We start from the raw sequence: 12629 nt of genomic DNA, 5'->3' as shown, positions 1-12629 counted from the left end.
CCTCTGTGTTTCATTTCATATAATGAAACATCATTTTGTTATTTGATACGCTATGACGAAAGCTGCGGGGAGGTCAATGCCCCCTCTGGCTGTGTTGATCAGTTTCCTTCGGATGCCCGGATCAGGGCGCGCGCAGCCCCAAATCATCTGGCGCCGTCAGAAAGGGCCGGCGAATTGGTTGCGATTCAGGCCTCTCCGACGAGGCCCGGGAGGCTTTCGGAAAGCCGAAGGAAGCCGTGCGAAGATGCCGGCGTCGCGATAAACCGTTTCATCAAGCATTCGGCTCAACTATCTAGAAACAGGTCATGCGGCGTTCTACGCCCTCAACCTAGCCTTCCTCTGTCAGGGACAAAGTCATGCCTTCCTCCGATGCGCTGGCTGCGGTTTTCGAGCATATCGAGACGAACCGAGCGAGTTTCCTCGATCGTCTGATCGCCTATCTTCGCCATCCCAGCATCAGCGCCGAAAATATCGGCATTGCCGAAGTCGGAGCTCTGCTGGTGGATATGCTGAGCGATATCGGGCTCGAGACTAGCCTGATGCCGACCGCGGGGCATCCGATGGTCGTCGCGCGTTGGGAGAAGGCGCCGGGCAAGCCGACGGTGCTGCTCTACGGCCATTACGACGTACAGCCGCCGGACCCGCTCGAGAAATGGCTCTCGCCGCCCTTCGAGCCCACCATCCGTGACGGGCGTCTCTATGCGCGCGGTGTCGGCGACAATAAGGGCCAGCATTTCGCGCAGATCCTGGCGATCGAATCCCATCTGAAGGTGCATGGCGCTCTGCCCTGCAACGTCATCCTGATGCTGGAGGGTGAGGAGGAGATCGGCAGCCCGAACATCGCCGGCTTCGTGCGCGCCAATAAGGACGTGCTGAAAGCCGATCTCGCGGTGACCGCCGACGGCCCGCGCCATGCCAGCGGGGCGGCCGCGATCAAGTTCGGCTCGCGCGGCGTGGCGTCCTTCGAGCTGCGCTGCCGCCATGCCAGCCGCGACGTGCATTCCGGCAATTTCGGCGGCGTCGTGCCCAATCCGATCTGGACGCTGGTGCATCTGCTCGGCACCATGAAGAACCAAGCCGGCGAGATTACGATCGAAGGCTTCCATGACGGCGTCGAGCCCCCTTCACCGGAGGAGCTGGCCGCGATCGAGCGCCTGCCGCTCGATGTCGAGGCATTCAAGCACAGCCTCGGGCTCGCACGGCTCGACGCGCCGGCGGAGCGGCCCTTCTATGACCGTCTCTGCTTCCGCCCGACCTTGACCATCAACGGCTTCCACGGCGGCTATGGCGGGCCGGGCTCCAAGACGGTGCTGCCCAATGAGGCCTTCGTGAAATGCGATGTCAGGCTGGTGGGCGCGCAGGACCCGGAAGATGTCCTGCGTAAGATAGCGGCTCATGTCGCCAGGCATGCGCCGGAGGTCGAGTTCATCGCGGCCGAGAAGGGCATGCAGCCCTCCAAGACGTCGATCGCCTCGCCCTTCACCCCCGTGCTGCGCCGGGCCTTCGTTGCAGCCCAAGGCGTGGAGCCGCTGCTGATTCCGGCCGGCTTCGGCAGCCTGCCGGGCTATGTCTTCACCAAGATCCTCGGCATTCCCGCCTTCGTCACGCCCTATGCGAATCCCGATGAGGCGAACCATGCGCCCAACGAGAACCTGACACTTGATTGCTTCTATAGCGGGCTGCGTACCGGGGCCGCGCTACTGCACGAACTCGGCCAGCTACGGGCGCCTTGAGCGGGCGGGGCAGCGCGCGCCTTGGTCTAGGCGCGCATCCGCCGCGCCAGAGCTTCGCCGATCATCACGCAGGTGAAGTGCAGGTTCGCCCGGCAATCCGTCGGCATGATCGAGGCGTCGGCCACCCGTAATCCCTCGATGCCGCGCACCCGCAGATCCGGGTCCACTACGCCGCGCGGGTCGTGATAGGCGGTCATGTGGCAGGTGCCGGCGGCGTGCTGGATGTCGCTGGCCTCCTGCAGCATCAGCGCATCGAGCTCGGCCTCCGGCAAGGCAGCCGCCTCAGCCGGGCTGAGCGGGGTTTCGCAGAAGCGGATATCGTCGGAAACCGCGCGCAAGGCCGGCTGCTCGGCGAGCGCGGCCAGCCGCCGCACCGCGTCGCGCATGCGCAGCCGGTCGCGCGGGTCGGCCAGCATGTTCTCGTCCACGACGGGATTGGCGTCCGGGTCGGCCGAGCTCAGGCGCAATTCGCCGCGCGAGAACGCATCGTAGAGCGATACGCCCACCCCTCCGCCCGGCCCGGGCGTGGCGCCCACGAAGCCGCGATGGTTGTAGGAGACCATGATCATGTCGCGCCGGCCGCCGCCGCCGAGGCCGCTGCTATAGGTCAGGCAGCAATTGGTGTGGCGGGCATCGGGATCATGCGCGACGAAGCCGGGCTTGAGGGCCAGGCTGAGGCGCAGCACCGGATGGTCCATCAGGTTGCGTCCCACAAAAGGCTGGTCGCGCAGTACGGGAATTCCCAGCGCCGCCAGTTGCGCAGCAGGGCCGAGCCCCGAGCGCATCAGGATGGTGGGGCTGTGGATCGCGCCGGCGCACAGCACGATCTCGCGGCCCTCGATCTCCGTCCACTCCTCACCGGCAAAGCGGACCCGCACCGCACGGGCGCGGTGGCCGTCGAACAGGACCTTGTCGACCATGGCGCCACCACGGATCTCCAGATTCGCGCGTCCCCGCGCGGGTTCCAGATAGGCGTCGTTGGTGGAGATGCGCGCGCCGTCGCGGGAGTTGATCGGGTTGGTCGCAATCCCTTCGCCCTGCCGCGCGTTGAGGTTGCCGAGCCAGGGGTAGCCGGCAGCCAGAGCCGCATCGCGGAAGGCGAGGTCGACATGGCCCCAGCTGCTTTCCGGCGCGCGGTACACCGGCAAGGGTCCGGCGGTGCCGGCCTGCGGATCGCCCTCGATGGCGTCGAAGACCGGCAGAACATCCTCCGAGGACCAGCCTTCGCAGCCATATTCAGCCCAGGTGTCGAAGGCTTCCGCGACGCCGCGAATGGCGATCTGCGCGTTCACTGTGGAGGAGCCGCCGAGCGCCCGGCCGCGCCAGTAGAAGCGCGGCTCCTGCACCGCGGTCCGGCGGGTCATCAACTCCGGCCACTGCCACTGCGCCTGATGCGCCGGATCATGCATGAACGGAATGATGTTGGCGCTGCGCAGCGCGTGCGGCGCCTCGGCGGCGCGCCAGTCGCGCCCGGCTTCCAGCAGCAGCACGCGGCGGTTCGGATCCTCCGAAAGCCGGGCGGCCAGCGGCGCCCCGGCCGAGCCGGCGCCCACCACGATCACGTCGTACATGCGCTCAGATTCTCCCTGTCCACACCGCGTTCTGGCATGGCGGGAGACCACGCACCAGACGATCGGCGCAGAGCTGGGCTGCACGACCTCGGCGGGCTTCGGCAGCCTGCCGGGCTGATGTCAGATCAGGCCGGCGGCAATGTTGATGGTCAGGCCGAGGATGGCCAGATTGAAGAAGAAGGCCAGGACGCAGTGGACCAGCGCCACCCGGCGGATCGAACGGGAGGTGATGTTGATGTCGGCCGTTGCCGAGGCGACGCCGATCACGAAAGAAAAATAGAGAAAGTCCATATAGTCGGGGCAATCTTCATTTCCGGGAATGTCGAGGCCGCCACGCGATTGCGGCACCGCTTCGGGATGCGACCGCCATTCGTCGTAATATTCATGCGCGTAGTGCAGCGCAAACATCACATGGACAAAGCCCCAGGCCGAGACGATCGTCAGAAAGGCCAGGCCAAGGTGAAGCCCTTTCGCGATTCCCGTGACGTCCTTGACCGAGCCCAGTTCGGCCACGATGGCGCCAATGCTCGCAATGGCCGCCAGGATCACCAGCGACAGGATCAGGAATTGACCTTCGTCCTGAATGGCGGCCTTGCGGCGTATCGTGTGATGCGTCGCGCGCAGCATCATCACGACGATACTGACGAGGAACGCGATCGTCGCCGCATTCCAAGCCACCAGCGCACGCGTTGTCGGCCGCCAGATGTCGGGCAGGACCAGGCTGACCAGAACGCCCAGGGCCGTGCAGAGAAACAGGCGCGGTCTCGCCCGCAGATAGCGGATCGGCAACCAGCGCCGGCGATGTCGGTCAAGCGCTGAGCTGTCCATGGTCGATCCTTAGCGCGTTTTCCAATCACCTTGCCTCAGCATTGTGAGCGCGGCGAAGGAATTCAGGAGCCGGTGAGCAATGCTCTGAAGCTGGAGCGTTCGCACGCGAACCGGAGCCCAATTCGCTGGAAGCTGCTCTAACCTCCAGCCGCCTTCTCGGCCATCGCCTTGTCGAGAATCTTGACGGTGTCCTCCAGGCTTTCCTTCACGCCCAGCATGAAGTCCTTGCGAAACCCGATGATCGTGTCCGGCGGTTCGCCCTTGAAGGTGTAGACCACGCTGACCTGCGCGGGATTGACATAGACGGGCTTTCCGTCGGCGGGCGAGGTGAACTTGCAGAGTTTTGGCATGGACTTCTTCCCGGCGCGATTCGGCGGAGCGAGCTATATGACAGGCAGTCCTTCCAATGAAAATGTCCGGACCTTGCTGGCAGCAGCCTGCTAACCAGTCTGGAGCGGACCGACGGTCGCGTTGCCCGTCACGACAGCCGCCGATCGCGAATATCGAGAATGCGCTCGCAGATCAGCGCGTGATCGGCGAGCAACTGCTGGAGGGGGCCTATCGGCCGGAAGGCGCGCATGTCCTGGTCTTCCTCTCCCGCCTCGATCCAGTTCGCGATCGCCTCATCGGCAACCGCGATCTGATGCTCGGACGGAGCGCCGCCGGGCTGCTCGCCGGCTTCCTCAGCGATCCGCAGGGCGATCTTTCGCCGCAGCTCCCGCTCGAAGGCCAGGAGCGGCTCGAGTTCGTCTGTGTATGCCATCGCGCCATCACCCTCATTCATGCCCGCCAGCTGATATCTCATATAGCCGTCCGAAGGCATCGGCGGCTGTCTCGCGGGAGGTCAGGCAATTTCGGAAACCCTGACAAGCGGGGGCATTCCGCCGGGCCGCAGCAGACGCCGCCAGCCTCGCCGCCTTGCAGCGGCTCGGGCAGAACAGGGCTGTCAGGTCCGCCCCCTTCGAAATGACGTTCCCAACTGCGGCCGTATCGTGCAGACGCACAAGACAGGCTTGCCGCATGGTATGCCGGAGAGCTTGCTTTGCGAGGCGAGCTTGGATCATGAGGGCCGCATGCGCAAAATTCTGATCATCGGGATCGGGGCCGGCAATCCCGACCATGTCACGGTCCAGGCGATCAAGGCCCTCAACCAGGTCGATGTCTTCTTCATCCCCGACAAGGGTACGGACAAGGTGGCGCTGCAGCGATTGCGCAAGGACATCTGTGAGCGCTTCATCGAGGGCTCGGATTATCGCATGGTCCCGATGCCGATTCCAACGCGTGCCGCTGCAGGACAAGATTACCGCGGCAGCGTCGATCAGTGGCACGCGCAGCTGGCGGATGCCTATGAGAGCCTCATCATGGCGGAGCTCGGGGAGGGCGAATGCGGGGGCTTTCTCGTCTGGGGCGACCCGACGCTCTATGACAGCACATTGCGGATCATCGACCATATCCAGGCCAAAGGATGTGCGCTGGAATACGATATCATCCCCGGCATCAGCAGCGTGCAGGCACTGGCGGCCCGGCATCGCGTTGCACTCAATCGCATCGGCCAGCCCGTGCTGATCACGACCGGGCGCAAACTCACCGAGGGATTTCCCGACAATCTCGACAGCGTCGTCGTCATGCTCGATGGCGACCAGGCCTTCACGCGCATCGAGGCGGATGATCTCGATATCTACTGGGGCGCCTATCTTGGCACCGAGGACGAGATCTTGGTAGCTGGAAAGCTCTCGGAGGTGGCGGCCGATATCGAGCGGATTCGACGGCAGGCCCGCGAGGAGAAGGGCTGGATCATGGATACCTATCTGCTCCGCAAGGGCGGCAAGACCTGATCGGGGCAATCTCGTATGAAGCCGATATCGTGCCGCGACATCGGATCGCCGGACACGGGCGGAAGGCCCAGGCTCAGATGCCCCTCGGCATGTCGCCGCATTGCCTTCTATCTGGAACGCGCGCGGCTGATCCGGGCGTTGCGCCGCCTATCCCATCAGAAGCCACACCGCAGATGCCGCTTTCGTTCCAGACCATGCTGAGCTCACGGCAGCCATTCGTGCTGCTGGAGGATCGCCTCGCCAAATCGGCCCCGGCGCGGCTCTATCGTGATCCGGTCGAGATCGTCTCCTGTGTTCATGGCGACGAGGTTCCGGCCGCGTTGCGCAGGATCGAGGACGGCCTGGCGCGTGGGCTGCATGCCGCCGGCTTCCTGGGTTACGAACTGGGCTATGCCTTCGAGCCTCGGCTCGTGGCGTCGATGCCTTCGAAGCGCGCATTACCCCTGCTGTGGTTCGGGCTGTTCCGGGAGCCGTTGGAGGTCGCACCGGTTGAACTCGACCGGCACTTCGCGGGTCTGGCTCCGCCGCTGCCGCTTGGCCTGGTTCAGCCACGGCTCGAGGCTTCCGCGCATGCCGCCAAGGTCGCGCGCGTGCTCGAATATCTGCAAGCCGGCGACGCCTATCAGATCAACCTGACCTTCCCGGTCGACTTCCATTACGATGGCGACCCGCTCGCGCTTTATGCCGCACTACGGGCCAGCCAGCCGGTGTCGCATGGCGGGATTGTTGCCTTTGAAGACGCCACGATCCTGTCGGTCTCGCCGGAGCTCTTCCTCGAGGTCGAATCCGGCCGGGCGACGACGCGCCCGATGAAGGGAACCGCGTCGCGTCTCGACGATCCCGAGGCCGATCGGGCCGCCAAGGCGGCGCTGCAAGCCGACCCGAAACAGCGCGCCGAAAATCTCATGATCGTCGACCTGTTGCGCAACGATCTGGGGCGGATCAGCGTGCTGGGCTCGGTCGAGGTGCCGAGCCTTTTCAAGGTCGAGACCTACCCCACATTCCACACGCTGACATCGACCGTGACATCCAGTTTGCTGCCCGGCCTTTCGCTCGAAGAGCTCATGCGGGCGACCTTCCCGTGCGGCTCGATCACCGGTGCGCCCAAGCTGCGGGCGATGCAGATCATCCGTGAGATCGAGGACGGACCGCGGGATGTCTATACCGGAGCGATCGGCGCAATCGCTCCCAATGGCGACCTGCGTTTCAACGTTGCCATTCGCACCGCGGCGATCTTTCCCGATGGCGTGGGGCGCTATGGTATCGGCGGTGGAATCGTGGCGGATTCAGAGGCCGCGAGCGAATATGCCGAGGCCTTGCTCAAGGCCCGCGTCCTGACTGATCTCGCCGAGGATTACGGCCTGATCGAAACGTTGCGCTGGTCTGGGGAAACGGGCTTCGTGCGCCTGCAATTGCATCTCGACCGCCTTGAGCGTTCGGCAAGTGCGCTTGACTTCAGTTTCGACCGCCACGATGCGCAAGCCAGACTCGACAGCCTGGCGGCAAGTTTTGACAGGCGAGACGACCGGCGCATCCGCCTCGAACTGCGCCGCGACGGGGCTCTCGATTTCCACGCACCGGTGTTGGCGGAGGAGCCGGAGCGGCGGCTCGGCGTTATTGTCGCAGCGGACCGGATCGATGCCGCCGATCCGTTCCTGCGGCACAAGACGACGCGCCGCCGGCTCTTTGAGACCGCCTATGCGGCGGCAGTGATGCAGGGAGCCGATGAGGCAATCTTCCTGAACCGCGCCGGTTTCGTGACGGAATCGGCGCGCAGCACCATCTTCGTCGAGCGGGGCGGGGTCCTGCTGACGCCGCCGCTGAGCGATGGCGTCTTGCCGGGCGTGCTACGCCAAAGCCTGATCGGAAGCGGCGAAGCGATTGAGCGACAACTCGTGCTTGATGATCTCGCGCGCGCAGAGCGCTGGTTCCTGGGTAACAGCCTGCGCGGATTGAGACGTGCTCAACTCGGGAACCCATAGCGACGCTTTGGAAGAAGCCGGGGGATCGCAGACGACGATGAGTTGGAACCGGCCTGACCGGCTGGGGGTTACAGTCCTGCTCGCGCCGATCAACGCATGTCCTGCCGTGGCTACGCATGTCCGGCACGACTTCATGATCGCCCGAAACTCACCAGGGAGAAGATCGCGATGAAAGACAGCGTCAAGGAGAACATGGAGGTCATCGGGGCCGACGGTGTGCATGTCGGGACGGTCGATCGCGTCGAAGGTGGCCGTATCAAGCTCAAGATGAGCGACAGCCACGGGAAGCACGAGGGTCATCATCATTACATCGAGGCCGGCTTCGTGGCTGGCGTCGAGGAGAACAAGGTTCGCCTCTCCGCGAATGCGGATATCGCCGTGACCCTGGAGGAGGAAAAATCCGGGCTGCCGGTCGATCTCTGATGCCTCTCGAGGCGGTCGTCTCGATTGCCTCGATATGGCTTCGTGCAGACGACCCGCAGCGGCGATTTCGAACTCGATATCGGTCAGGACATCTCGATCGGCTATCTCAGCCGCTCCCACACGATGTTGAGCTCTATCTGCAGGAATCGTATACGTTCCCGACGCTGACGGCGAAGACCGCTGTCGCCACGGCGCCTGTGAGCCATGACCACTCCTTCCGCACATCATGTCGTCATCGTCGGGGCCGGTTTCGGAGGTCTTGAAGCGGCGCGCGATCTCGCGGGCGCGCCGGTGCGCATGACCGTCATCGATCGGCGCAACCATCACCTGTTCCAGCCTTTGCTCTACCAGGTCGCGGTTGCCTCGCTCGCGACATCGGAGATCGCCTGGCCGATCCGTTCTCTGCTGCACAGCCACAAGAATGTCACGACGCTGCTTGGGAGCGTCGTTGGCGTGAATGTCCGAGAGAAAGAGGTTTTGCTGGATGGTGAGCCGCCGATCGCTTTCGACACCTTGATTCTGGCGACCGGCGCGCGCCATGCCTATTTCGGCCATGATGAATGGGAACCCTATGCGCCCGGTCTGAAGACCCTCGAGGATGCAACCAAGATCAGGCGTCGCATCCTGTCGGCCTTCGAGCAGGCCGAGTGGGAAACGGATGAGGCCCGGCGTGCGCCCTTCCTCACCTTCGTGATCATCGGCGCCGGCCCGACCGGCGTGGAGCTCGCCGGCACGATCGCCGAGCTCGCCCGGGACACGTTGCACGGTGATTTCCGCAATTTCGATACGCATAGCGCGCGCGTCGTCCTCATCGAAGCCGGCCCGCGCATCCTCTCCGGCTTCAGCGAGGATTTGTCGGCCTACGCCCACCAGGCGCTGACGCGTCTCGGGGTCGAGATCAAGCTCGGGCACGCCGTCTCAAAATGCGGCGAGGACGGTGTCGAGCTCGGCGAGGAGTTTCTCCCGGCAAGGACGATTTTGTGGGCCGCAGGCGTCGCGGCTTCGCCGGCGGCCGATTGGCTGAATGCGCCCGCCGACCGGGCAGGGCGGGTGCTTGTGGAAGGGGATCTCACCGTCCCCGGACATCCGAACATCTTCGTGATCGGCGATACCGCCCATGTCACCGCGGCGGATGGAAAGCTTGTTCCCGGCGTGGCGCCGGCGGCCAAACAGGAGGGCGTCTATGTCGCCGCGGTGATCAAGGCCCGGTTAAGCGACGCAGCCGCGCCGCTGCCATTCCACTACAAGAACGCCGGCAATCTTGCGACGATTGGAAAGCGCGCGGCAATCGTCGATTTCGGTTGGATCAAGCTGAAAGGGCGCCTGGCTTGGTGGATGTGGGGCGTCGCTCACATCTTCTTCCTGATCGGGCTGCGCAACCGTCTCACTGTCGCTTTGAGCTGGCTGTGGATCTATATCAGCGGGCAGCGCAGCGCCCGCCTCATCACGCAAGGCGAAGTGAAGAAGAGCGGAGCGCCGAATTAGAGCGTTTTCGAGCGAAGTGGATACCGGTTCCCCCGCGACAAACGCGAAGTGTTTTGCGCGAAGAAAACGCGTTAAAACAAGGATCTAGAGCAATTGAACCGATTCAATCGGGTCGGACATCGCTCTAGCAATCACCCGCGGCCATGGTCATAAGCCGATCTCTGACGCCGAGCAGGGTTTGGCACACACTTTCCAGCTCGCGGACCGAGAAGCCGGCCGCGAGTTCGGGCAGCTGCGCCGTGAGTTGCTCGCGCAGCACGCCGTTGAAGCGGGCCTCGCCAGCCGGTGAAACCACCAGACCGTTCTCCTGCTCGAACGCCGCGTTCCAGGCCACCGCCTCCTCCTGGGTGAGCCCCGCCGGCAGATCGAGTTTCAGTGTTCCCTCGCTCAATCGCACGGGATAACCGCCCGGCAAGCCGTTCGGCCCGGGGACATGGCCGCGCCACTCTCGGCCTGCCGCCATGGCGAGCAGCATCGGCACGCCACTGGCGCCGGAAATCTCGATCACCGGCTCCGGCGTCAACTGGATGTCCGCGAAGCGCGCGAAGACATCATCGACCTCACGGCCGTCGATCCAGACGCGCGGAGGTGGGCCGCCCCGTTCTGTTGGAGGGCGTCGCCAGGCCGCGAGGTTTTGATAATGGGCAAGAACCTTGACCTCTGCGCCGGCGGGAACGGACGCCGAGCCGGCGAAGACATTGGACAGGATGGCGACATTGCCCATGCCGCAGGCGACATCGTGGCCGAGCGCCGTGATGATGCCGTTGACGACATCCGGGAAGCTGCAGTTCACGAGCGTGATCGCCTCGCCCGAACGCGTGATCGCTGCCGCGACGCGAGCACTGATGAGCGCCTGGAAGACGGCGGTTGCGCTCAGACCACCCTCAGCGACAAGGCGCGTCCAGGCATTGCCACGCTGGGCGATGACCTGCGAGGTCTGGATCGAGGCGGCCTGCACCAGGATGCGGGGGCCGGTCGCCGCAAGCAATGCATCGGCCGCGTCGGGCGCCAGCAGGTCGATCGCATGCGTGTCGAAGCGCGCCGGTTTGCCGAACAGGGCGGCGCGGGCGTTGGCGGCCGTGCGCAGCCAGCGCAACCGCTCCTGATTGCGGCCGGCGATGGTGACATGCACCGGCTGCTCCGTCGTCGCGGCGATGTCGAAGGCGATACGCGCGGCAAAGCCGCCTGTGCCCGAAATCAGGATGTCGCAGGCGGCCATCTCAGCGCTCCGCCAATGCTGCGCGGTCCCAGCAATCATCGAGCCGGGGCGACAGCTTGTGCTTCATGATGCGCTGGCTTGCCGTGCGCTCGAACTCGTCGACCAGCGCGATGTAGCGCGGGTTCTGATAGGGGGCGAGCCGACGGCCGAGCCAGTCCGACAGGGTCGCAGGATCGAGGATCGCGCCTTCGCTCGGCTTGACGAACAGTTTGATATCCTGCTCGCCGATATCGGCTGCGACGCCGATCATGGCGCAATCCTCCACCGCCTCGTGCTCGGCGGCGACATGTTCGACCTCCCAGGCCGAGACGTTCTCGCCGCGACAACGCACGCTGTCGGTCATGCGGCCGTGGAAATAGAGGTTCCCATCGGTGTCGAAGGAGCCGAGATCGCCGGTGTGCAGCCTGCCATTGCGCAGTGCCTTTGCGGTGGCCTCGGGATTGTCGAGATAGCCCGGGAAGATCGCGCCCGGCAGCGTGGTCTCGACAACGATCTCGCCGCGCTCGCCATTGGGTACGGGGTGGCCGTCAGGGCCAAGCAGCGCAACGCCGAACCACGGCATGCGGCGGCCGACAGAACCCACCACGCCGCTGTCGTTGCAGGTGGTGATGCTGGAGGCTTCCGTCATGCCGTAGCATTCGCGGATCTCGACGCCGAAGCGCTGCTGGAACTGCGGCCAGATATCGGGCGGGCAGCCACCGCCCCAGGCGATGCGGACGCCATGATCGCGATCGAGCGGGCCGGGCGGCTGCTTCAGCAGGATCTGCAGGATGCCGCCGAGATAATGGATATGGCTCGCGCCCTCGGCTTTGACCTGGCTCCAGAAGCGGCTGGCGCTGAAGCGCTCGACCATGGCGAGCGTGACGTCACGGATCATCGGCAGGGGCAGGAGCTGTGCCCCGCCGATATGATAGAGCGGCTCCCAGACGAACAGCACTTCTCCAGGCTGTGCGGCCGAGACGAGGCCGACGCCCTCGGCCGCCAGCCGCAGCATGCGATGCGAGACGATGACGCCCTTGGGGCGCCCCGTGGTGCCCGATGTGTACATGATCGCGAACACCGCATCGGGCGCCGGCGGCGGCTGGTTGAAAGCGCTGGTCTCGGCGAGGATGGCGTCGAGGCCGCCGTCTGGCCCGTGGACGAGGATCGTGGGCGCTCCTGTCGAGGGAAGAGCTTCGGAGACGAGCGCCGCGAGGTCCTCATCGACGATGACGAGCCGCGGGCCGGAATGGCTCAGCAGATAGCGCAGCCCGTCGCCGCGCTGCTGCGCGTTGACGGGAACCCAAGCCACTGCCGCCTTGGCCAGGCCGAAAACGCAGGCGATCGCAGCGATGCTGTTCTTCATCATCACCGCGACGCACTCGCCAGGCGCGATGCCGCTTGCATGCAGATGGGCGGCGAAGGCGCAGGCCTGCCGGTCGAGCGCGCCATAGCTCACGGGTTCGCCGTTGAAGCGGGCATAGATTCCGTCGGGATCACGCAGGGCACGCTCGCTCAGCAGACCGACAAAGCCGTCATCATCGAAAGGCATGGGACACTCTGGATCGTCGCAA

General features: G+C 64.8%; 12 protein-coding genes. 6 read left to right on the top strand and 6 right to left on the bottom strand.

Annotated features, from left to right (window positions below):
- The first annotated feature begins 356 nt into the window (after positions 1-356).
- Positions 357-1733: a M20/M25/M40 family metallo-hydrolase gene (locus tag BHK69_RS21045; RefSeq protein WP_069691805.1), complete on the top strand. Its 1377-nt coding sequence runs from the start codon at positions 357-359 to the stop codon at positions 1731-1733.
- Positions 1734-1759: 26 nt separating this feature from the next.
- Here the strand turns inward: BHK69_RS21045 and BHK69_RS21040 are convergent, their stop codons facing one another.
- The 4 genes from BHK69_RS21040 to BHK69_RS21025 all read right to left on the bottom strand — a co-directional run bounded on the left by BHK69_RS21040 (position 1760) and on the right by BHK69_RS21025 (position 4895).
- A complete protein-coding gene (locus BHK69_RS21040) occupies positions 1760-3304 on the bottom strand; it encodes a GMC family oxidoreductase (RefSeq protein ID WP_069691804.1) in 1545 nt (514 codons plus the stop codon).
- Between the two features lie 120 nt (positions 3305-3424).
- Positions 3425-4132, bottom strand: a complete 708-nt coding sequence (locus BHK69_RS21035) for a DUF1345 domain-containing protein (RefSeq protein ID WP_069691803.1) — start codon at positions 4130-4132, stop codon at positions 3425-3427.
- A 137-nt stretch (positions 4133-4269) separates the two neighbouring features.
- Positions 4270-4482, bottom strand: coding sequence for a hypothetical protein (locus BHK69_RS21030; protein WP_069691802.1), 213 nt, complete (start codon positions 4480-4482; stop codon positions 4270-4272).
- A 128-nt stretch (positions 4483-4610) separates the two neighbouring features.
- Complete coding sequence (locus BHK69_RS21025; protein ID WP_148663526.1) at positions 4611-4895, bottom strand: hypothetical protein; 285 nt, start codon at positions 4893-4895, stop codon at positions 4611-4613.
- A 310-nt stretch (positions 4896-5205) separates the two neighbouring features.
- Between BHK69_RS21025 and cobF the strand changes: the two genes are divergently transcribed.
- From cobF to BHK69_RS21005, 5 genes are all read left to right on the top strand, one after another.
- Entirely contained in the window at positions 5206-5967 is a 762-nt protein-coding gene (cobF, locus tag BHK69_RS21020; RefSeq protein ID WP_069693845.1) for a precorrin-6A synthase (deacetylating), read from the top strand.
- A gap of 173 nt (positions 5968-6140) precedes the next feature.
- Positions 6141-7949, top strand: coding sequence for an aminodeoxychorismate synthase component I (pabB, locus tag BHK69_RS21015; protein ID WP_069691800.1), 1809 nt, complete (start codon positions 6141-6143; stop codon positions 7947-7949).
- 168 nt (positions 7950-8117) lie between these two features.
- The gene (locus tag BHK69_RS21010) at positions 8118-8372 is read left to right on the top strand and encodes a DUF2171 domain-containing protein (RefSeq protein ID WP_069691799.1); all 255 of its coding nucleotides are present in this window, start codon (positions 8118-8120) and stop codon (positions 8370-8372) included.
- 42 nt (positions 8373-8414) lie between these two features.
- Entirely contained in the window at positions 8415-8540 is a 126-nt protein-coding gene (locus tag BHK69_RS33635) for a hypothetical protein (RefSeq protein WP_425285524.1), read from the top strand.
- 36 nt (positions 8541-8576) lie between these two features.
- Entirely contained in the window at positions 8577-9857 is a 1281-nt protein-coding gene (locus tag BHK69_RS21005; protein WP_069691798.1) for an NAD(P)/FAD-dependent oxidoreductase, read from the top strand.
- A 124-nt stretch (positions 9858-9981) separates the two neighbouring features.
- On the opposite strand, the gene BHK69_RS21000 is transcribed toward BHK69_RS21005, so the two are convergent.
- Together BHK69_RS21000 and BHK69_RS20995 are read right to left on the bottom strand one after the other, a co-directional pair.
- The gene (locus BHK69_RS21000; RefSeq protein WP_069691797.1) at positions 9982-11076 is read right to left on the bottom strand and encodes a hypothetical protein; all 1095 of its coding nucleotides are present in this window, start codon (positions 11074-11076) and stop codon (positions 9982-9984) included.
- Position 11077: 1 nt separating this feature from the next.
- Positions 11078-12607 carry an AMP-binding protein gene (locus tag BHK69_RS20995; protein WP_069691796.1) on the bottom strand — a complete coding sequence of 510 codons (1530 nt, stop codon included), beginning with the start codon at positions 12605-12607 and terminating at the stop codon, positions 11078-11080.
- Positions 12608-12629 lie beyond the last annotated feature (22 nt).

Origin of the sequence: Bosea vaviloviae (assembly GCF_001741865.1) — a bacterium.
GTDB classification, from domain to species: Bacteria; Pseudomonadota; Alphaproteobacteria; order Rhizobiales; family Beijerinckiaceae; genus Allobosea; species Allobosea vaviloviae.
This window is presented reverse-complemented; position numbering and strand designations above follow the sequence as displayed.